We start from the raw sequence: 19,908 nt of genomic DNA on the forward strand, positions 1-19,908 counted from the left end.
CTCTACGAATTAACCTGGTTATACCGCGGATGCACCACCGACGATCTCGGTGAGTTCCTGAGTAATGCTGGCCTGACGAGCTTTGTTGTATACCAACTGCAGCTCTTTGATCAGGCTGCCGCCATTGTCGGTCGCGGCTTTCATCGCCACCATACGTGCGGCCTGCTCGCTGGCCAGGTTTTCTACAACACCTTGATAAACCTGAGACTCTACGTAGCGGCGCAGGAGGGTATCCAGCAGCGCTTTCGGATCGGGTTCATACAGGTAATCCCAGGATTTACGCTTCAGATCCTCATCTTCTGACGCAGGCAGCGGCAGCAGCTGAGTGATGGTAGGAACCTGAGACATGGTGTTGATAAATTTGTTGTTTACAATATAAAGCTTGTCCAGACGGCCTTCATCGTAAGCCTGCAACATCACTTTTACCGGGCCGATCAGTTCGGACAGGGAAGGGTTATCCCCCATGCCAGTGACCTGCGCGACGATGTTACCGCCAACGGAATTGAAGAAAGAGACGCCTTTAGAGCCGATCATTGCGATATCGCACTGAACGCCTTTATCAGACCAACCTTTCATTTCCGCCAGAATTTTTTTGAACAGGTTAATGTTCAAGCCACCACACAGACCACGGTCTGTCGACACCACCAGGTAGCCCACGCGTTTAACGTCGCGTTCTTCCAGGTACGGGTGCTTATATTCCAGATTACCGTTTGCAAGGTGACCAATCACTTTGCGCATGGTTTCTGCATAAGGACGGCTGGCCGCCATACGTTCCTGCGATTTACGCATTTTGGAAGCGGCGACCATTTCCATCGCTTTAGTGATCTTCTGCGTGTTCTGGACGCTTGCGATCTTACTACGTATCTCTTTTGCGCCGGCCATGAGCTTCTCCTCAATGCCTTGCGGCCTGCCTTAGGGCAGGCCACCAGACGTTACCAGGATTGGGTTGCTTTGAAGGAATCGAGGATGCCTTTCAGCTTGCCTTCGATTTCGTCGTTATAGCCACCGGACTGGTTGATCTCTTGCATCAGTGGAGCGTGATCACGGTCGACGTAAGCCAGCAGAGCGGCTTCGAAGCTACCGATTTTCGACAATTCAACATCTGCCAGGTAACCACGTTCTGCTGCGAACAGAACCAGAGACTGCTGCGCAACGGACATCGGCGCATACTGTTTCTGTTTCAGCAGTTCGGTCACTTTCTGACCGTGGTCAAGCTGCTTACGGGTTGCATCGTCAAGGTCGGATGCAAACTGAGAGAACGCCGCCAGTTCACGATACTGCGCCAGCGCGGTACGAATACCACCGGACAGTTTTTTCATGATCTTGGTCTGCGCTGCACCACCTACACGGGATACGGAGATACCCGGGTTAACCGCAGGACGAATACCGGCGTTAAACAGGTTGGTTTCCAGGAAGATCTGACCATCGGTAATGGAGATTACGTTAGTCGGAACGAACGCAGAAACGTCACCCGCCTGAGTTTCGATAATCGGCAGAGCGGTCAGAGAACCGGTTTTCCCTTTCACTTCACCTTTGGTGAAGGCTTCAACGTATTCGGCGTTAACACGCGCAGCACGCTCCAGCAGACGGGAGTGCAGGTAGAATACGTCGCCCGGGAATGCTTCACGTCCTGGCGGACGACGGAGCAGCAGGGAGATCTGACGGTATGCGACAGCCTGTTTAGACAGGTCATCATAAATGATCAGCGCATCTTCACCACGGTCACGGAAGTATTCGCCCATTGCGCAACCGGCATACGGCGCCAGGTATTGCAGTGCAGCGGATTCAGACGCGGTTGCCACAACAACGATGGTGTTAGCCAGCGCGCCGTGTTCTTCCAGTTTACGTACCACGTTAGAGATGGTGGACGCTTTCTGGCCGATAGCAACGTAGACACATTTGATACCGGAATCACGCTGGTTGATGATGGCATCGATTGCCAGCGCAGTTTTACCGGTCTGACGGTCACCGATGATCAGTTCACGCTGACCACGACCGATTGGGATCATGGCATCAACGGACTTATAACCAGTCTGTACTGGCTGATCAACGGACTGACGTTCGATAACGCCCGGCGCGATAGCTTCAACAGCGGAGAAGCCGTCGTTATCCAGCGCACCTTTACCGTCGATTGGCGCACCCAGGGTGTTAACCACACGACCCAGCAGGCCACGGCCAACCGGAACTTCCAGGATACGACCAGTACACTTAACTTTCATGCCTTCGGCAAGGTCAGCATACGGACCCATTACTACTGCACCAACAGAGTCGCGCTCCAGGTTCAGTGCGATAGCGTAACGGTTACCCGGCAGGGAAATCATTTCACCCTGCATACAATCGGCCAGGCCGTGGATGCGGATAACACCGTCACTTACAGAAACAATAGTACCTTCGTTGTGAGCTTCACTCACAACACTGAACTGAGCAATGCGCTGCTTGATCAGTTCGCTGATTTCGGTGGAATTCAGTTGCATGCTCCAGTCCCCTTAAGACTGCAAGACGTCTGCAAGGCGTTCAAGACGGCCGCGTACGCTGCCATCAATGACCATATCACCCGAGCGGATGATAATGCCTGCCATTACAGACTTATCGATATTGCAATTCAGCTTCACTTTGCGTGACAGACGTTTTTCCATCGCTGTGCTGATTTTCGCAAGCTGTTCTTCACTCAGTGCTGTCGCGGAAGTCACTTCGACTTCGGCAACCGCCTCGCTGGCGGCACGTAAATGAATGAACTGCTCGAGAACATCCGGGAGCACACGCAGACGACCATTTTCAGCCATAACCTTAATCAGGTTCTGGCCGTTTTCGTCCAGTTGCTCACCACAGACGGCGATAAACGACTTAGCGAGCGTTTCCGGCGCCATCGCGCCAGACAGAAGCTCTGCCATTTGTTCGTTTTTCGTCACTTCAGCGGTAAACGCCAGCATGTCCTGCCAGCGCTCTACACTGTTGTGTTCGACGGCAAAGTCAAAAGCTGCTTTGGCGTAGGGGCGAGCTACAGTAACAAATTCAGACATCAGCCCCTCCCTCCTTACAGTTCAGCGACAAGTTTGTCCACGATGTCGCTGTTAGCAGCTTCATCCACGGAACGTTCGATGATCTTCTCGGCGCCAGCAACAGCCAGGATAGCAACTTGCTTACGCAGTTCTTCGCGAGCACGTTTACGCTCAGCGTCGATTTCCGCCTGAGCCTGCGCCACGATTTTAGTACGTTCCTGTTCTGCTTCAGCTTTCACTTCGTCCAGGATCTGGGCGCGACGTTTGTTCGCCTGCTCAATGATAACCTGGGCTTCCGCTTTCGCTTTTTTCAGCTGGTCGGTCGCGTTGGCCTGTGCAAGGTCCAAATCCTTTTTAGCTCGTTCAGCAGAAGCAAGACCGTCAGCAATCTCTTTTTGACGTTTTTCGATGGCAGCCATTAACGGCGGCCATACGTACTTCATGCAGAACAGAACGAACAGGACAAACGCGATGGCCTGGCCGAGGATTGTTGCGTTAAGATTCACAGCACAATGCCTCTTATCTAGTTAACGTTCTGATATTGCTTACTAATTCAAGCAACGCTTACTACGCGACAGCAAACATCACGTACAGACCCAGACCTACAGCGATCATTGGGATAGCATCCACCAGACCCATAACGATAAAGAACTGAGTACGCAGCAGTGGAATCAGATCCGGTTGACGCGCTGCGCCTTCCAGGAATTTGCCCCCGAGGATGCCGATACCGATCGCAGCACCGATTGCCGCCAGACCCATCATCACAGCGGCAGCCATGTACAGCAGATCCATATTCAGGTTTTCCATGACAGTCTCCAGTTTGTTTCAGTTAAAACGTAGTAGTGTTGGTAAATTAATGCTCTTCAGACGCCATCGACAGATAGACGATCGTCAGAACCATGAAGATGAAGGCTTGCAGCGTAATGATCAGGATGTGGAAAATGGCCCACGGCACATTCAGAATCCACTGTGACCACCACGGCAACAGACCAGCAATCAGAATGAAAATCAGCTCACCGGCATACATGTTACCGAACAGTCGCAGACCGAGAGAAACCGGTTTGGACAGCAGGCTGACCCCTTCAAGGATTAAGTTGACAGGAATGAAAGCCCAGTGATTGAACGGCTGCAGCGTCAACTCTTTCGTGAAGCCGCCGATGCCTTTCATTTTGATGCTGTAGAACAGAATCAGGATGAACACGCCCAGTGCCATAGACAGGGTAATGTTCACGTCCGCAGACGGCACCACGCGCAGCGCCGGCAGGCCCAGTATATGCTCAGCAATATACGGCAGCAGGTCGATAGGCAGAAGGTCCATCAGGTTCATCAGGAAGACCCAGACGAAAATCGTCAGAGCCAGAGGAGCGATGAGCTTGCTTTTGCCATGGTACATGTCTTTGACACTGCCATGAACGAAGCCGATTACCAGCTCAATCGCGGTCTGAAATTTGCCTGGTACGCCGCTGGTTGCTCGTTTAGCAACGCTACGGAACATAAGCAGGAACAACAGACCCAGCACCACCGAGAAGAACATGGAGTCAATATTGAGCGTCCAGAAGGTGGCTGGGGGGTTATGCGGATCTACCAGCGAGAATGTACGCAGGTCCAGCTGAAGGTTATTCAGGTGGTGACCTATGTAATCCTGCGGCGTCATATTTTCAGAAGCCATGATGCCTTTTACCCTTTGTTGTTAATTACAGCGGGTGCCAGTATCTGAACCACCAGCACCAAAATCCATGTCACGATTAGCGGCAAGAACACCGCCTTCAAAACTGCCAACGCCACGATCAGCAACACCAGCATCGCCAACACCTTGAACGCTTCGCCAAACGCGAATGTCCATGCGACTCGGCCCTTAGCCGGTGTATGTACCTGGTGGCGCCAGGCAAAAATCATAAACAACATGTTAGGCAGAAATACTGCCATACCTCCGCACGCGGAGGAAATGCCCCAGAAGGGGTCTTTGAGGCTGAACAGCAGTCCACTTGCTATTACTGCCAGGAGCTGAATGAACAGAAGCTTACGAGCAACGTTTCGACTCACGAGCGACAATGACATCACGTTATTACTCCTGCTCCCTTTGAGGTATGCCGCGTGTCGTATAAAACGTTCTTTAAGGCTCGGAGTCAAGCATCAAAAAGCGGTCAAATTATACGGTGACGCCTCGTGATTTCAAACAATAAGTAGCAAAAAGGTGAATAAATGTTTAAATTTTTTTCCTCACCTCTATTTTCGCGATTTTTGTGAAAGTGTGAACGATCGAACAAAAGTGCAAATACCGCGAAAACGCTGACTACAAAGCGTGCTCCAGATCACATAATAAACATTTTTGATGATGTTCGATTGAGATTAGCCTCAATTCATAACTTGCCAGTGTTTTGATCTTAAAGGCAATTAGAGACAACTCTTTTCAAAAATGACACACACACCGTAAAAACAGCTTATTGACATTTATAATAAAAATTTAACATTCAATTTTCATTCAGCGAATCGACTGCTAGTAAGCTGATATTTTCCACGTTGACTATTTTTATTGTTAACAAAAAGAGCCACGTTAAATGCCCGATACAGTCTAGTTAAAATGTCGTTAAATGTAACTGAATGTTCCATCGTTTTTGTCGCTTCTTTTTAACAAAATCGAGGTCGGTTTTTTCCGATATTTTTTGATAAAAGTTAACTTTTGTTTGTTCTAATTATCACCAGATGGCGTTCGCCTTCCAGGTGCGGAACACGGAGTTCAACGATATTTTCTACGGAGAATTCAGTCGGTAACTGGCTGATTTCATCGTCTGGCCTCTGCCCTTTCAGCGCATAGAAGCGGCCATTTTCCGCAGGTAAGTGCTTACACCAGGTCACCATGTCCGTCAGAGACGCAAACGCACGGCTGATGACGCCATCAAAAGGCGGCTCTGCGGGGAACTCTTCAACTCGGCTTTGCACCGGCGCGATGTTCTCAAGTTTCAGCTCATGCTGCACCTGACGCAGAAAGCGTACACGCTTACCCAGGCTGTCGAGCAGCGTAAAATGAGATTCCGGACGCACGATCGAAAGCGGGATACCCGGCAATCCAGGGCCCGTACCGACATCAATAAACCGTTGCCCCTGCAAATGCGGCGCAACCACGATGCTGTCCAGAATATGTCGAATTAACATCTCGTTAGGATCGCGCACGGACGTCAGGTTGTACGCTTTGTTCCATTTGTTCAGCATATCGACATAGGCCACCAGCTGATGTTTCTGGTGATCGGTGAGCGAAATGCCTGCTTCATCCAGCAGACGAGAGAGTTTGTTAATCACGAAAGTTACCTGTTGGGGATAATTTGCCGGATGTTAGCGTTATCCGGCTTACGAATTTGTAGGGCGGCTCGCGAAACGCCGCCGCCCAAAACCGTTATTACGCGCTGCGGCGCAGCATACCTTGTTTTTTCAGCCAAACCAGCAAAATTGAGATGGCGGCGGGGGTAATCCCGGAAATACGTGACGCCTGGCCAATTGAAACCGGTTTATGGTCATTCAGCTTGGCGATCACTTCGTTGGAGAGACCGTTAACCTGACGATAATCGAGCGTCGCAGGCAGGAGCGTATTTTCGTTACGCTGCTGTTTTTCAATCTCATCCTGCTGACGCGCAATGTAACCTTCGTATTTCACCTGAATCTCAACCTGTTCAGCGGCCTGAGCATCGGCCAGCGCAGGCGCGAATGGCGTCAGCGCGGTCAGCTGTTCGTAGGTCATTTCCGGGCGACGCAGCAGATCTTCCCCACTGGCTTCACGCGACAGCGGCGCACTCAGGTGAGCATTCACTTCGCCTGCTGACTCGGAAGACGGCGCAACCCAGGTCGTTTTCAGGCGCTGACGTTCACGCTCGATATTTTCCAGCTTCTCGTTGAAGCGCGCCCAGCGCACATCGTCCACCAGGCCCAGCTCACGGCCCGCTTCGGTTAGACGCAGATCGGCGTTATCTTCGCGCAGCATCAGACGATATTCCGCACGCGAGGTAAACATGCGGTACGGTTCTTTGGTACCCAGCGTGCAGAGATCGTCGACCAGCACGCCCAGGTAGGCCTGATCGCGACGCGGCGCCCAGCCCTCTTTTTCCGCCGAGAAACGCGCGGCGTTCAGACCAGCAAGCAGCCCCTGTGCGGCGGCTTCTTCGTAACCGGTGGTGCCGTTGATCTGGCCGGCAAAGAACAGACCGTGGATAAATTTGCTTTCCAGCGTCGGTTTCAGATCGCGCGGATCGAAGAAATCGTACTCGATAGCATAGCCTGGACGGACGATCTTCGCGTTTTCCATCCCCTGCATGGAGCGGACGATTTGCATCTGCACATCGAATGGCAGGCTGGTGGAGATACCGTTAGGGTAAATTTCGTTGGAGGTCAGCCCTTCCGGCTCCAGGAAAATCTGGTGCTGGTTTCGGTCGGCAAAGCGCATCACTTTGTCTTCGATAGACGGGCAGTAACGTGGGCCAATCCCTTCAATCACGCCAGCATACATTGGGCTGCGGTCGAGGTTATTGCGGATCACGTCATGGGTTTTCTCGTTGGTATGCGTGACATAGCACGGTACCTGACGCGGATGCTGGGACGCATCGCCGAGGAACGAGAAAACGGGCATTGGGTTATCGCCAAGCTGTTGCGCCAGCACGCTGAAATCAATGGTGCGCGCGTCGATACGCGGCGGGGTGCCGGTTTTCAGACGGCTTACGCGCAGCGGCAGTTCACGCAGACGACGAGAGAGCGGAATGGACGGCGGATCGCCAGCACGGCCACCGCTGTAGTTATCCAGCCCGATATGAATTTTGCCGTCGAGGAAAGTCCCGACAGTGAGCACAACCGCTTTAGCGCGGAATTTCAGCCCCATCTGGGTGACAGCGCCAACCACGCGATCGTTTTCCACAATCAGATCTTCAACCGCCTGCTGGAAGATCATCAGGTTCGGTTGGTTCTCCAGCGCAGTGCGCACTGCCTGGCGATAGAGCACGCGATCCGCCTGAGCACGAGTGGCGCGTACCGCCGGCCCTTTGCTCGCGTTTAGTATCCTAAACTGGATACCCGCATGGTCGATCGCGGTGGCCATCAGGCCGCCAAGTGCATCCACTTCTTTTACCAGGTGTCCTTTCCCAATGCCGCCAATCGCCGGGTTGCAGCTCATCTGCCCCAGAGTGTCGATATTGTGTGTCAAAAGCAGGGTCTGCTGACCCATTCGCGCTGCGGCCATCGCGGCCTCAGTGCCTGCATGACCCCCGCCAATGATGATGACGTCAAAAGGATCCTGATAAAACATGGTGGTCTGCCTCGCATAACGCGGTTTGATGATGGATTGAAGCCCGGGCGTGGATTCTACTCAACTTTAGTCGATGGAGAAAGCGTCTGGATCTTTGCTATTTAAAAGAAGATCTTTTTATTTAGAGATCTGTTCTATTGTGATCTCTTATTAGGATCGCCAGTATCTGTGGATAAGTGCGATCCACTATTTAAGATCATAAGCTTAAGAAGGATCACTAACTGTGAATGATCGGTGATCCTGTTCCGTATAAGCTGGGATCAAAACGGGGAGTTATACACAACTCAAAAACTGACCTACGGTTGTTCTTGGGATAACTACCGGTTGATCCAAGGTTTTAACCAGGGTTATCCACAGAATAAAGTTGGATCTTTACAAATCTCTGAGCCGATCGGCCCATGATCCGACCCAAATTTCCGCGGGATCTTCAGGAATGTCATGTTCAAGGACATTGATCTTGAGCGTTTCGCCCACCTGTTTCGCGCCACAGGCGGCCAATTCGGTGTCGATTTTATCGATGGCGCCGCAAAAAGTGTCATATTCACGACTGCCAATACCGATTGAACCGAAGCGTACCTGGGAAAGGTCGGGTTTCTGCTCGCGGAGATCGTTATAAAAAGGCAGCAGGTTGTCAGGAATGTCACCGGCACCGTGCGTGGAGCTGATAACCAGCCAGATCCCCGACGCCGTGAGATCCTCTAATAAAGGACCATGCAGCGTTTCGGTCGAAAAACCCGCGTCTTCCAGCTTTTCAGCCAGGTGTTCCGCCACATACTCGGCGCTGCCAAGTGTGCTTCCGCTGATGAGTGTGATATCTGCCATAACCGCCACCTTTATTAAGAGTGGCGTATTGTACGCTGTGAACGGTCTGGGATCTACCTGTGGAAAAGTGCGGGATTAAAAAAGCCGATCACGGCTTGATGGTACGCATGATCGGGTTCTGCAGGACGATCAGGGTTTCGGTGGACTGAATTTCATCAATTGTTTGGATCTTGTTGATAAGTACGTGCTGCAACGCGTCGATCGAACGGCACATGACTTTAATAAAGATGCTGTAATGGCCGGTGGTGTAGTACGCCTCGGTCACTTCATCCAGGCTTTCCAGCCGCGCCAGCGCGGACGGATAGTCTTTTGCACTCTTCAATATAATGCCGATAAAGCAGCCGACATCGTATCCGAGCTGTTTTGGGCTTACGTCGACGCGCGCGCCGGTAATGATGCCCGCCTGTTTCATTTTCTCGACGCGAACGTGAATGGTGCCGGGGCTGACGCCGAACTGTTTGGCTAATTCGGCGTAGGCGGTGCGGGCATTCGCCATTAAGGCGTCGAGGATGCCGCGGTCCAGATTGTCGATCTGATAATTTTCCATAGCTTTTTCTTATGAAGAATGAGGATTCTTTCTATTTTAGCGCCTGTTTTTAACGAATCAAAAGTGAAGACGCCTTTTTATCTGTTGATTATTGAATATGACCCGCATTCTGTTGCTTAATCATAACCAACAGGACGCAGGAGTAATAAAAAATGAAAACCGCTTACATCGCAAAACAACGCCAGATTAGTTTCGTAAAATCCTTTTTCTCTCGCCAGCTAGAAGAAAAGTTGGGCCTGATTGAAGTCCAGGCACCGCTGCTGAGCCGCGTAGGGGATGGGACGCAGGACAACCTTTCTGGTTGCGAAAAAGCGGTACAGGTAAAAGTGAAAGCCCTGCCGGAGGCCCAGTTTGAAGTGGTGCACTCTCTGGCTAAGTGGAAACGTCAAACCCTGGGACAGCACGACTTCAGCGCGGGCGAAGGGCTCTACACGCACATGAAAGCCCTTCGCCCCGATGAAGACCGCCTTTCGCCGATCCACTCCGTTTACGTTGACCAGTGGGACTGGGAACGCGTGATGGGTGATGGCGAGCGTCATCTCGGTACCCTTGAAAGCACCGTGAAGGCGATTTGGGCGGGTATTAAAGAAACTGAAGCGGCAGTAAGCAAAGAGTTTGGCCTGGCACCGTTCCTGCCAGAACAGATCCACTTTGTGCACAGCCAGACGCTGCTAAGCCGTTATCCGGATCTCGACGCGAAAGGCCGTGAACGTGCTATTGCCAAAGAACTGGGTGCCGTCTTCCTGATTGGGATCGGCGGGAAACTCTCTGATGGTCATCGCCACGACGTCCGTGCGCCGGATTATGATGATTGGAGCACGCAGGCGGAATCTGGTCTGGCGGGCCTTAACGGCGATATCCTGGTGTGGAACCCGATTCTGCAAGATGCGTTCGAGCTCTCTTCTATGGGGATCCGCGTTGATGCCAACGCGCTGCAACACCAGTTACAGCTGACCGGCGACGAAGAGCGCCTGCAGCTGGAATGGCATCAGGCGCTGCTGCGCGGTGAAATGCCGCAGACTATCGGCGGCGGGATTGGCCAGTCGCGTCTGACCATGCTGCTGCTGCAACTCTCCCACATCGGGCAGGTTCAGTGCGGCGTATGGCCGGCGCAGGTACGTGAAGGCGTCTCTTCCCTGCTGTAAGATTAACGCCGCCAGCGTCTGAGCAGGCGGCTACGCAACCCGGTATCGAAGCGCCAGATGTGGTCAAAGATGCGCATGATGCCGGGCTTGCCATGGGCGGACATCGCCACCGCGTGAAAACGGTGCTGATGTTTTCGCTGTAACTCCCCTACCTTATTCACCACCTCATCCGGCAGCCGCTGGGCAATAAAGTCTGAAATCACCACCGCATCGGCATCCTGCCAGGCCGGGTTCTCCAGCCGTTCGACGATGGCGCGAAAACAGCTCGCCATATCGGTGCCGCCGCGAAAACGCTGGCTCAGGAAACGGATCGCCTGTTCGATCCCCTGCGGGCCAGTCAGCTCGTAGCGCACCACTTCGCTGGAAAACAGCATAATGAAGCAGCGGCGGTTATCCGCCAGCGCGACGCGCATCATTGCAAGGCAAAAGGCTTTCGCGCACTGCTCGTTAAAGCCGCCCATGGAGCCTGAAGTATCTACGCAGACGATAAACGGCCCGCGCGGCTGTTCGTCTACATCCTGGTGTACCACCGGGCGTTCGGTGACTTTCTCATGCCACGCATCGCCGTGCAGACGGTAGGTGAGAAGCTGTTTCTCCACCAGCCGCCGGTAGAATTCATACTCCAGCTCGGTAATACCGAGCGTGGCCAATTCCGGCGGCAGCAGGCGCAGGATGTCATCGCTTTGCTGAATGCCGTCGACCTGCTCCGGCACCGTTGACGGTTCGCGCACCAGGGTGCGGAAGGTTTCCATTAGTGCATCTTTTTTGGGCACCGATTTTGCTTCACGCGAGCGCCCAAGCTGATCCGCCAGCTGCATCAGTTCCGGCTGCTGGCTGAGGAAATCGCCATACTTCACGATCAGCTGATAATCACCGCGCTTAAGCTGCCCGGCGCTCATGTCCCACAGGCGACCGGCGGCGTTTTCGTTCTCGACCAGCACCGGTTCCAGTTGGCCGCTCAGAGTCATTCGCTCCTGAACTTCGCTCAGTAACTGTTCCCGTTCACCTTCCAGTAACTGCTGGTTGAGCGATGTTGCCTGCACCACCAGGCTCAGCCGCCAGCGCTGCAGGAACAGCGTATGCAGCGCCGGGGTAAAGGTGGGATTATGCGTCGCCAGCTGCTGAGCCTGCTCGGCGTAGGGTGAGCGCACCTTTTTCAGAAGCGCCAGGATCTGCGGCAGCTGCGCATTGATTTGCGGCGTGGAAAAGGTCTGGCACTGCTGATAGCAGAGCACTTCTTCTTCCAGCTCCGGCGGCACATGCGTACCCTTAAGCGTGCTTTTCAGGTTTTCGCGCCAGCGGGGCAGATCTTCCGTAATGGCGCTTTTCAGGCGCGGGAATTTCTTAAAGAATGCCGATAGCTGTGGTGACGCCAGCAGGGCGATGATCGTCTCTTCGATCAATCCCTCTTCGCTGACCGCCAGCATCACGTTGAGCGTATCGATCGTCAGCATTGCTGGGCCTGTTTGATCTGCGCCGCGACATCCTGCAGGCTGGCTTCGATCTGCGCCAGCCAGTCGCTATGAATGAACAGGCATTTCTGCTGATCGTTAAAGCTGAGATGCTGTCGATGCCACTCCTCCGCCAGTTCGTCGAGCTGCTGTTTGATTTCGGCAGGCATGTTCTGCTGGCTTTCGGTTCCCGGCAGCGCCAGGCGTGAGCCCTGCAAACTGATATCACGCACCACCAGATGCTGCGCGTTATCCACTTCCATATTCAGCGTCAGCGCAAAACCGATGCCGTTGAGTTTGCCGCGAATTTCACCGCCTTTCTCCAGCCAGTGTGCCAGCACCTGACGCTCGAAGGTGATGTGAATAACGTCGATATCGTGCAATTTCAGCGGTTTTTGCAGCAGTAACGTAACCGTTGGGCCCTGAACTTCCGCCGGAAGCTCATAGTGCGGTTTACGGCTGAACATACCGCCTATACGCGTCACTTTGAGCGCGGTTTTATCGCTTTCCTGCTGCTGAAGCTGTAAGCGATGCTGAGTAATTGCGCTCAGGCGGTTCAGCATCGATTGCTGTTGCCAGGCGTGCCCGGTCATCAATATTTCGAGCTGTTGCTGCATTAAATTGCGGCTTTGCGCGTCGTGCCACAGGCACTCTTTAAGCAGAATAAGATCGATAGGCGCAATGGCATCGCGCCCGCTGAAGAATGCGCAGGCCTGTAGCAGACGAATCGCTTTCTTCCAGCGACGATCGGAAACATACGGCGCATTGGGCAGCGTATCGAGCTGCTGGCGCAGGGTGAAGATCAGTTCAAATACCGCTTCCGGCAGTTTGATTGCGGCAATCTCTTTCTGCCACTGAAAGAACTCTTCATCCGTGACCTGAAGCACCGGCGATACCGGGTTTTCGTTTTCGTCCTGCTGGCTCACCAGCATGGAACGGAAGTTGCCCTTCTCCTGCACTTTGTCGAGCCACAGACGAATCAGCATACGGTCATACAGCGCTTCAAGGCTGCTTTCGGCTTCCGGCAGTTCGTTCGATGCCGCCACCAGCAGGCGCATCGGGATTTTCTCAACCGTCGCGCCGTTGCGGAAATGACGTTCGTTAATGGCGGTCAGCAGGGTGTTCAGAATCGCCGGGCCAGCTTTCCAGATCTCATCAAGAAAGACGATTTCCGCTTCCGGTAAATAGCCTGCGGTCAGACGCTCATAGCGCCCTTCATCTTTTAACGCCTGGATGGACAGTGGGCCAAAAACCTCTTCCGGCGTAGAGAAGCGGGTCATCAGATATTCAAAGGCGCGCGCGTGTTGAAAAGCGAACTTAATGCGTCGCGCAATCAGGCTTTTGGCAATGCCTGGCGGGCCAAGCAAAAACACGCTCTCGCCGCTGAGCGCTGCCAGCAGGCACAGGCGGATAGCGTGACTGCGTTCATACAGCCCTTTCTCAAGCGCGCTACTCAGGCGCGAAATTCTTTCTGCTAATAAATGTGATTGGGCCATAATTGAGTTGCATCCTTTCGCCGAACATACGGCTAACTGAGCGAGTATAGACGTTTCATGGACGAGGATAATAGGCTGAAGAAGCGCTTCATTTTCTTTGCGCCAGGTTAATATGAATTCACATAAGGGTACGATTTTGCGATTAATCGTGCATACTGTGCGCTTTTCGTGGGCCAAGGGACCAGGCACTCATTTGTTTTACAAACGAAAGACTAGTCTATGAGCACTGATAAGAAGCAATCTTTGTCGGCGATTACCCTCGCCGCCATTGGGGTGGTATACGGCGATATCGGCACCAGCCCTCTTTATACTCTTCGAGAATGTTTGTCCGGGCAGTTTGGTTTTGGCGTTGAACGTGACGCGGTTTTTGGCTTTCTGTCATTAATCTTCTGGCTGCTGATCTTAGTTGTCTCCATTAAGTACCTGACCTTCGTCATGCGTGCGGATAACGCCGGTGAGGGGGGGATCCTGACGCTAATGTCTTTGGCGGGGCGCAACACGTCGGCAAAAACCACCTCCTTCCTGGTGATAATTGGATTGATCGGCGGCAGCTTCTTCTATGGGGAAGTGGTCATCACGCCGGCGATATCGGTGATGTCGGCCATTGAAGGCCTGGAAATTGTCGCGCCACAGCTTGATAGCTGGATAGTGCCGCTTTCCATTCTGGTGCTGACGCTGCTGTTTATGATTCAGAAGCACGGTACCGGCATGGTGGGCAAACTCTTCGCCCCGATTATGCTGGCGTGGTTCCTGATTCTGGCGGTGCTGGGCGTGCGTAGCATTATGGGTAACCCGGAAGTGCTTCAGGCGCTGAATCCCATGTGGGCGGTGCACTTCTTCCTTGAATATAAGATGGTGTCGTTTGTCGCGCTGGGGGCGGTTGTCCTCTCCATCACCGGGGTAGAAGCGCTGTATGCGGATATGGGCCACTTCGGCAAATTCCCGATTCGTTTGGCCTGGTTCTCGGTGGTGCTGCCGTCTTTGACGCTGAACTACTTCGGTCAGGGCGCGCTGCTTTTGAAGCATCCGGAAGCGATTAAGAACCCGTTCTTCCTGCTCGCGCCGGAATGGGCGCTGATCCCGCTGCTGATTCTGGCGGCGCTGGCGACGGTTATCGCCTCGCAGGCGGTTATTTCGGGCGTCTTCTCGCTGACTCGCCAGGCGGTGCGTCTGGGGTATCTCTCACCGATGCGCATTATCCACACCTCTGAAATGGAGTCCGGGCAGATTTACATCCCGTTCATCAACTGGCTGCTCTATTTCTCGGTGGTTATCGTCATTATCAACTTCGAGCACTCCAGTAATCTGGCGGCAGCTTACGGTATCGCGGTAACGGGTACGATGGTGTTGACCTCGATACTGTCGACCACCGTGGCGCGTAAAAACTGGCACTGGAACAAGTTCCTGGTGGCGTTCATTCTGGTCGCCTTCCTGTGTATCGATATTCCGCTGTTCTCGGCAAACCTCGATAAAATCGTCTCCGGTGGCTGGCTGCCGCTGAGCCTCGGTACGGTGATGTTTATCGTGATGACCACCTGGAAAAGCGAGCGCTTCCGCCTGCTGCGTCGTATGCATGAGCACGGTAATTCTCTGGAAGCGATGATCGCCTCGCTGGAGAAATCACCGCCGGTTCGCGTACCAGGTACTGCGGTGTATATGTCGCGTGCGCTGAACGTGATTCCGTTTGCCATGATGCACAACCTCAAGCACAACAAAGTGCTGCATGAGCGGGTGATCCTGCTGACGCTGCGCACGGAAGATGCGCCTTACGTCCACAACGTGCGTCGTGTGCAGATTGAACAGCTTTCGCCGACCTTCTGGCGCGTAGTGGCCAGCTACGGCTGGCGTGAAACGCCGAACGTGGAAGAGGTGTTCCACCGCTGCGGCCTGGAAGGTTTAAGCTGCCGAATGATGGAAACATCGTTCTTTATGTCGCACGAGTCGCTGATTGTCGGCAAACGCCCATGGTATTTACGCCTGCGCGGTAAGCTCTATCTGCTGCTGCAACGTAACGCCCTGCGCGCACCGGATCAGTTCGAAATCCCGCCGAACCGGGTTATCGAGCTGGGCACCCAGGTCGAGATTTAAAGTCTATCAACACGCCGGGAAGGTTTTTACCTCCCGGCGTTTCTCTTTCTACGCTTCGCTTTTTACGTCGCGAGCGAAACGTTTCGACGACGATCACAATTCTGTTACGCCATGTTGGTTTTCTGCTCACTCTTAAGATTAAACTTACATCAGCGAAACGTTTCGCTAGTGGAGCAAGAAAATGAAGAAAGGCACGGTACTTAATTCTGAGATCTCATCGGTCATCTCCCGCCTGGGGCATACCGATACGCTGGTGGTGTGTGATGCGGGGTTACCCATCCCACGCGGTACAACGCGTATCGATATGGCATTAACCCAGGGCGTTCCCACCTTTATGCAGGTGCTGGACGTCGTGACCCGTGAAATGCAGGTTGAGGCCGCCATTCTCGCCTCGGAGATTAAACAACATAATCCGCAACTCCACGAAACGTTGCTCAAATTCATCGGGCAACTGCAACAACACCAGGGAAATACCATAGAAATTCGTTACACCACCCATGAGCAGTTTAAAAAACAAACCGCAGACAGTCAGGCGGTGATTCGCAGCGGGGAGTGTTCCCCGTATGCGAACATTATTCTCTGTGCTGGCGTCACCTTCTGAGGCCAACATGGACGCATTACTGCAATTAAAAGGTATCGATAAATCCTTCCCGGGGGTAAAAGCCCTCTCTGGCGCGGCGTTAAATGTTTATGCGGGCCGCGTGATGGCGCTGGTTGGCGAAAACGGCGCCGGCAAATCCACGATGATGAAAGTGCTGACCGGTATCTACTCTCGCGATGCCGGTTCGCTGTTATGGCTGGGTAAAGAAACCACCTTTAGCGGGCCGAAATCGTCGCAGGAAGCCGGGATTGGCATCATTCACCAGGAACTGAACCTGATCCCGCAGCTCACCATTGCGGAAAACATCTTCCTTGGCCGCGAGTTTGTGAATCGCTTTGGCAAAATCGACTGGAAGAAGATGTACGCCGAAGCGAACGTGCTGCTGGCGAAACTCAACCTGCGCTTTAAAAGCGACAGGCTGGTGGGCGAACTCTCCATCGGCGATCAGCAGATGGTGGAAATTGCCAAGGTGCTGAGCTTTGAATCGAAAGTCATCGTGATGGATGAACCGACCGATGCGCTGACGGATACCGAAACCGAATCCCTGTTCCGCGTGATCCGCGAACTGAAATCCCAGGGGCGCGGCATTGTCTATATCTCCCACCGCATGAAAGAAATCTTCGAGATTTGCGATGACGTGACCGTATTTCGCGATGGGCAGTTTATCGCCGAGCGGGAAGTTTCCTCGCTAACGGAAGATTCGCTGATCGAAATGATGGTTGGGCGCAAGCTCGAAGATCAATACCCACGCCTCGATAAAGCGCCTGGCGAGATCCGCCTGAAGGTCGATAACCTGTGCGGATCGGGCGTTGAAAACGTCTCCTTCACGCTACGCAAAGGCGAAATTCTTGGCGTGGCGGGCCTGATGGGCGCAGGGCGTACGGAACTGATGAAAGTGCTGTACGGCGCGCTGCCGCGCAGCAGCGGCTATGTCACCCTCGACGGCCACGAAGTGGTGGCGCGTTCCCCGCAGGATGGCCTGGCGAACGGCATTGTCTATATCTCTGAAGACCGCAAACGGGACGGCTTAGTGCTCGGCATGTCGGTGAAAGAGAACATGTCGCTGACGGCGCTGCGCTACTTCAGCCACGCGGGCGGCAGCCTGAAGCATAAAGATGAGCAGCAGGCGGTCAGCGATTTTATCCGTCTGTTTAACGTCAAAACGCCATCAATGGAACAGGCTATCGGCCTGCTCTCCGGCGGTAATCAACAGAAAGTCGCCATCGCGCGTGGCCTGATGACGCGCCCGAAAGTGCTGATTCTCGACGAACCGACGCGCGGCGTCGACGTTGGCGCCAAAAAAGAGATTTATCAGCTGATCAACCAGTTTAAGGCCGATGGCCTGAGCATCATTCTGGTCTCCTCCGAGATGCCGGAAGTTCTGGGGATGAGCGATCGCATTATTGTGATGCATGAAGGGCATCTCGGCGGTGAGTTCACACGCGAGCAGGCCACCCAGGAAGTATTAATGGCTGCCGCTGTGGGCAAGCTTAACCGTGTGAATCAGGAGTAAAGAAGATGACAAACCAGGCTGTCGCTGGTCGCCGCTATTTCACAAAAGCATGGCTGATGGAGCAAAAATCGCTGATCGCTTTGCTGGTGCTGATTGCCATCGTCTCGACCATGAGCCCCAACTTTTTTACCGTCAATAACCTGTTCAACATCCTGCAACAGACCTCTGTTAACGCCATTATGGCGGTGGGGATGACGCTGGTGATTTTAACCTCGGGAATCGACCTGTCCGTCGGTTCTCTGTTGGCGCTCACCGGCGCTGTCGCTGCCTCGATTGTTGGCCTTGAAGTCAATGCGCTGGTGGCTGTGGCTGCCGCGCTGGCGCTGGGCGGCGCTATTGGCGCGGTGACCGGGGTGATTGTGGCGAAAGGCCGCGTGCAGGCGTTTATCGCCACGCTGGTGATGATGCTGCTGCTGCGCGGGGTGACCATGGTGTACACCAACGGCAGCCCGGTGAATACCGGTTTTACCGATAACGCCGATCTGTTCGGCTGGTTCGGGATTGGCCGCCCGCTCGGCATTCCGACGCCGGTGTGGATCATGGCGATTGTCTTCCTCGCGGCCTGGTACATGCTGCATCACACGCGTCTTGGTCGCTATATCTATGCGCTGGGCGGTAACGAAGCGGCAACACGTCTTTCCGGTATCAGCGTCAATAAAATCAAAATTATCGTCTACGCTTTGTGCGGCCTGCTGGCGTCGCTGGCGGGTGTTATCGAAGTGGCGCGTCTCTCTTCTGCGCAGCCGACGGCGGGTACCGGCTACGAGCTGGATGCTATCGCGGCGGTTGTGCTGGGCGGCACCAGCCTTGCGGGCGGTAAAGGTCGTATTGTTGGGACGCTGATCGGCGCACTGATCCTCGGTTTCCTGAATAATGGTTTGAATTTGCTGGGTGTTTCTTCCTATTACCAGATGATCGTTAAAGCAGTGGTGATTTTGCTGGCGGTGCTGGTAGACAACAAAAAGCAGTAACTCACGACTCTACAGGACATCTTAACTATGAATATGAAAAAACTGGCTACCCTGGTTTCTGCTGTTGCGCTGAGCGCCACTGTGAGCGCAAACGCGATGGCGAAAGACACCATCGCGCTGGTCATCTCTACCCTGAATAACCCGTTCTTCGTGTCCCTGAAAGATGGCGCGCAGAAAGAAGCCGACAAACTGGGTTACAACCTGGTGGTGCTGGATTCGCAGAACAACCCGGCGAAAGAGCTGGCGAACGTGCAGGACCTGACCGTGCGCGGCGCGAAAATTCTGCTGGTCAACCCGACGGATTCCGACGCGGTAGGTAACGCCATTAAAATGGCTAACCAGTCTAAAATTCCGGTGATCACCCTCGACCGCGTCGCGTCGAAAGGCGAAGTGGTCAGCCATATCGCGTCTGATAACGTGCTGGGCGGAAAAATCGCCGGTGATTACATTGCGAAAAAAGCCGGTGAAGGCGCGAAAGTGATTGAATTACAAGGTATCGCCGGAACCTCTGCTGCACGTGAGCGTGGTGAAGGTTTCCAGCAGGCTGTGGCCGCGCACAAATTTAACGTGCTGGCGAGCCAACCGGCTGACTTCGACCGTACTAAGGGGCTAAACGTCATGCAGAACCTGCTGACCGCGCATCCGGATGTACAGGCGGTATTTGCTCAGAACGATGAAATGGCGCTGGGTGCACTGCGTGCGCTGCAAACCGCAGGTAAATCTGATGTGATGGTTGTCGGGTTTGACGGCACGCCAGATGGCGAAAAAGCAGTAAATGATGGCAAACTGTCGGCGACTATTGCTCAGTTGCCAGAGCAGATCGGCGCGAAAGGCGTTGAAACTGCGGATAAGGTCCTGAAAGGCGAGAAAGTTCAGGCTAAATATCCGGTTGACCTGAAACTGGTCATTAAGCAATAAGTCACCATCAGGCCACAAAAGGCTTGAGGGACAACCTATAAAGAAAAGCAGGGCACGCGCCACCCGGTAACGG

The 19,908-nt window shown here is 53.6% G+C and carries 19 protein-coding genes; 6 read left to right on the forward strand and 13 right to left on the reverse strand.

The window, feature by feature from the left end; translation table 11 throughout:
- Positions 1-18: 18 nt before the first annotated feature.
- The 11 genes from atpG to asnC form a co-directional block, all read right to left on the reverse strand.
- Complete coding sequence (gene atpG, locus G163CM_RS17875; RefSeq protein WP_015966595.1) at positions 19-882, reverse strand: F0F1 ATP synthase subunit gamma; 864 nt, start codon at positions 880-882, stop codon at positions 19-21.
- A gap of 50 nt (positions 883-932) precedes the next feature.
- A complete protein-coding gene (gene atpA, locus G163CM_RS17880) occupies positions 933-2,474 on the reverse strand; it encodes a F0F1 ATP synthase subunit alpha (RefSeq protein WP_015966594.1) in 1,542 nt (513 codons plus the stop codon).
- A 12-nt stretch (positions 2,475-2,486) separates the two neighbouring features.
- Positions 2,487-3,020 (reverse strand): F0F1 ATP synthase subunit delta, encoded by a 534-nt coding sequence (gene atpH, locus G163CM_RS17885; RefSeq protein WP_108476243.1) that lies wholly within the window; start codon positions 3,018-3,020, stop codon positions 2,487-2,489.
- 14 nt (positions 3,021-3,034) lie between these two features.
- The gene (gene atpF, locus G163CM_RS17890; protein WP_015966592.1) at positions 3,035-3,505 is read right to left on the reverse strand and encodes a F0F1 ATP synthase subunit B; all 471 of its coding nucleotides are present in this window, start codon (positions 3,503-3,505) and stop codon (positions 3,035-3,037) included.
- A gap of 61 nt (positions 3,506-3,566) precedes the next feature.
- Entirely contained in the window at positions 3,567-3,806 is a 240-nt protein-coding gene (atpE, locus tag G163CM_RS17895; protein WP_000429386.1) for a F0F1 ATP synthase subunit C, read from the reverse strand.
- 46 nt (positions 3,807-3,852) lie between these two features.
- Positions 3,853-4,668: a F0F1 ATP synthase subunit A gene (gene atpB / locus G163CM_RS17900; protein ID WP_015966591.1), complete on the reverse strand. Its 816-nt coding sequence runs from the start codon at positions 4,666-4,668 to the stop codon at positions 3,853-3,855.
- 8 nt (positions 4,669-4,676) lie between these two features.
- Positions 4,677-5,057: a F0F1 ATP synthase subunit I gene (gene atpI, locus G163CM_RS17905; protein WP_015966590.1), complete on the reverse strand. Its 381-nt coding sequence runs from the start codon at positions 5,055-5,057 to the stop codon at positions 4,677-4,679.
- A gap of 615 nt (positions 5,058-5,672) precedes the next feature.
- Complete coding sequence (gene rsmG / locus G163CM_RS17910; RefSeq protein WP_231825822.1) at positions 5,673-6,296, reverse strand: 16S rRNA (guanine(527)-N(7))-methyltransferase RsmG; 624 nt, start codon at positions 6,294-6,296, stop codon at positions 5,673-5,675.
- A gap of 97 nt (positions 6,297-6,393) precedes the next feature.
- Entirely contained in the window at positions 6,394-8,283 is a 1,890-nt protein-coding gene (gene mnmG, locus G163CM_RS17915; RefSeq protein ID WP_231825823.1) for a tRNA uridine-5-carboxymethylaminomethyl(34) synthesis enzyme MnmG, read from the reverse strand.
- Positions 8,284-8,655: 372 nt separating this feature from the next.
- Complete coding sequence (gene mioC / locus G163CM_RS17920; RefSeq protein WP_231825824.1) at positions 8,656-9,105, reverse strand: FMN-binding protein MioC; 450 nt, start codon at positions 9,103-9,105, stop codon at positions 8,656-8,658.
- A gap of 88 nt (positions 9,106-9,193) precedes the next feature.
- On the reverse strand, positions 9,194-9,652 hold the full coding sequence (asnC, locus tag G163CM_RS17925; protein ID WP_015966586.1) for a transcriptional regulator AsnC: 459 nt from the start codon (positions 9,650-9,652) through the stop codon (positions 9,194-9,196).
- Positions 9,653-9,804: 152 nt separating this feature from the next.
- Here asnC and asnA point away from each other — a divergent pair, with 152 nt between their 5' ends.
- Positions 9,805-10,797 (forward strand): aspartate--ammonia ligase, encoded by a 993-nt coding sequence (gene asnA / locus G163CM_RS17930; protein ID WP_015966585.1) that lies wholly within the window; start codon positions 9,805-9,807, stop codon positions 10,795-10,797.
- Between the two features lie 2 nt (positions 10,798-10,799).
- Here asnA and viaA read toward each other — a convergent pair whose 3' ends face one another.
- Positions 10,800-12,251, reverse strand: a complete 1,452-nt coding sequence (gene viaA / locus G163CM_RS17935) for an ATPase RavA stimulator ViaA (RefSeq protein ID WP_231825825.1) — start codon at positions 12,249-12,251, stop codon at positions 10,800-10,802.
- Positions 12,245-13,744, reverse strand: coding sequence for an ATPase RavA (ravA, locus tag G163CM_RS17940; RefSeq protein ID WP_231825826.1), 1,500 nt, complete (start codon positions 13,742-13,744; stop codon positions 12,245-12,247). The genes viaA and ravA overlap by 7 nt, the downstream gene beginning before the upstream one ends.
- 219 nt (positions 13,745-13,963) lie before the next feature.
- On the opposite strand from ravA, the gene kup reads away from it, so the two are divergent.
- The 5 genes from kup to rbsB all read left to right on the forward strand — a co-directional run bounded on the left by kup (position 13,964) and on the right by rbsB (position 19,835).
- Positions 13,964-15,832 carry a low affinity potassium transporter Kup gene (gene kup / locus G163CM_RS17945; protein WP_231825827.1) on the forward strand — a complete coding sequence of 623 codons (1,869 nt, stop codon included), beginning with the start codon at positions 13,964-13,966 and terminating at the stop codon, positions 15,830-15,832.
- A 181-nt stretch (positions 15,833-16,013) separates the two neighbouring features.
- A complete protein-coding gene (gene rbsD / locus G163CM_RS17950) occupies positions 16,014-16,433 on the forward strand; it encodes a D-ribose pyranase (RefSeq protein WP_015966581.1) in 420 nt (139 codons plus the stop codon).
- Between the two features lie 7 nt (positions 16,434-16,440).
- A complete protein-coding gene (gene rbsA, locus G163CM_RS17955) occupies positions 16,441-17,946 on the forward strand; it encodes a ribose ABC transporter ATP-binding protein RbsA (protein ID WP_015966580.1) in 1,506 nt (501 codons plus the stop codon).
- Positions 17,947-17,951: 5 nt separating this feature from the next.
- Positions 17,952-18,917 carry a ribose ABC transporter permease gene (gene rbsC, locus G163CM_RS17960; protein ID WP_015966579.1) on the forward strand — a complete coding sequence of 322 codons (966 nt, stop codon included), beginning with the start codon at positions 17,952-17,954 and terminating at the stop codon, positions 18,915-18,917.
- Between the two features lie 27 nt (positions 18,918-18,944).
- Entirely contained in the window at positions 18,945-19,835 is an 891-nt protein-coding gene (gene rbsB, locus G163CM_RS17965; RefSeq protein ID WP_015966578.1) for a ribose ABC transporter substrate-binding protein RbsB, read from the forward strand.
- The last annotated feature ends 73 nt before the right edge of the window (positions 19,836-19,908 follow it).

The sequence above is a fragment of the Pseudocitrobacter corydidari genome, from assembly GCF_021172065.1.
Lineage (GTDB): Bacteria > Pseudomonadota > Gammaproteobacteria > Enterobacterales > Enterobacteriaceae > Pseudocitrobacter > Pseudocitrobacter corydidari.

What these genes read in the sequence shown, in the direction of transcription:
- asnA (WP_015966585.1), top strand. Translation starts at nt 9,805, where the DNA reads ATGAAAACCGCTTACATCGCAAAACAACGCCAGATTAGTTTCGTAAAA.
- atpA (WP_015966594.1), bottom strand. Translation starts at nt 2,474, where the DNA reads ATGCAACTGAATTCCACCGAAATCAGCGAACTGATCAAGCAGCGCATT.
- atpB (WP_015966591.1), bottom strand. Translation starts at nt 4,668, where the DNA reads ATGGCTTCTGAAAATATGACGCCGCAGGATTACATAGGTCACCACCTG.
- mnmG (WP_231825823.1), bottom strand. Translation starts at nt 8,283, where the DNA reads ATGTTTTATCAGGATCCTTTTGACGTCATCATCATTGGCGGGGGTCAT.
- rbsD (WP_015966581.1), top strand. Translation starts at nt 16,014, where the DNA reads ATGAAGAAAGGCACGGTACTTAATTCTGAGATCTCATCGGTCATCTCC.
- kup (WP_231825827.1), top strand. Translation starts at nt 13,964, where the DNA reads ATGAGCACTGATAAGAAGCAATCTTTGTCGGCGATTACCCTCGCCGCC.
- atpH (WP_108476243.1), bottom strand. Translation starts at nt 3,020, where the DNA reads ATGTCTGAATTTGTTACTGTAGCTCGCCCCTACGCCAAAGCAGCTTTT.
- ravA (WP_231825826.1), bottom strand. Translation starts at nt 13,744, where the DNA reads ATGGCCCAATCACATTTATTAGCAGAAAGAATTTCGCGCCTGAGTAGC.
- mioC (WP_231825824.1), bottom strand. Translation starts at nt 9,105, where the DNA reads ATGGCAGATATCACACTCATCAGCGGAAGCACACTTGGCAGCGCCGAG.
- atpE (WP_000429386.1), bottom strand. Translation starts at nt 3,806, where the DNA reads ATGGAAAACCTGAATATGGATCTGCTGTACATGGCTGCCGCTGTGATG.
- viaA (WP_231825825.1), bottom strand. Translation starts at nt 12,251, where the DNA reads ATGCTGACGATCGATACGCTCAACGTGATGCTGGCGGTCAGCGAAGAG.
- asnC (WP_015966586.1), bottom strand. Translation starts at nt 9,652, where the DNA reads ATGGAAAATTATCAGATCGACAATCTGGACCGCGGCATCCTCGACGCC.
- atpG (WP_015966595.1), bottom strand. Translation starts at nt 882, where the DNA reads ATGGCCGGCGCAAAAGAGATACGTAGTAAGATCGCAAGCGTCCAGAAC.
- atpI (WP_015966590.1), bottom strand. Translation starts at nt 5,057, where the DNA reads ATGTCATTGTCGCTCGTGAGTCGAAACGTTGCTCGTAAGCTTCTGTTC.
- rbsC (WP_015966579.1), top strand. Translation starts at nt 17,952, where the DNA reads ATGACAAACCAGGCTGTCGCTGGTCGCCGCTATTTCACAAAAGCATGG.
- rbsA (WP_015966580.1), top strand. Translation starts at nt 16,441, where the DNA reads ATGGACGCATTACTGCAATTAAAAGGTATCGATAAATCCTTCCCGGGG.
- rbsB (WP_015966578.1), top strand. Translation starts at nt 18,945, where the DNA reads ATGAATATGAAAAAACTGGCTACCCTGGTTTCTGCTGTTGCGCTGAGC.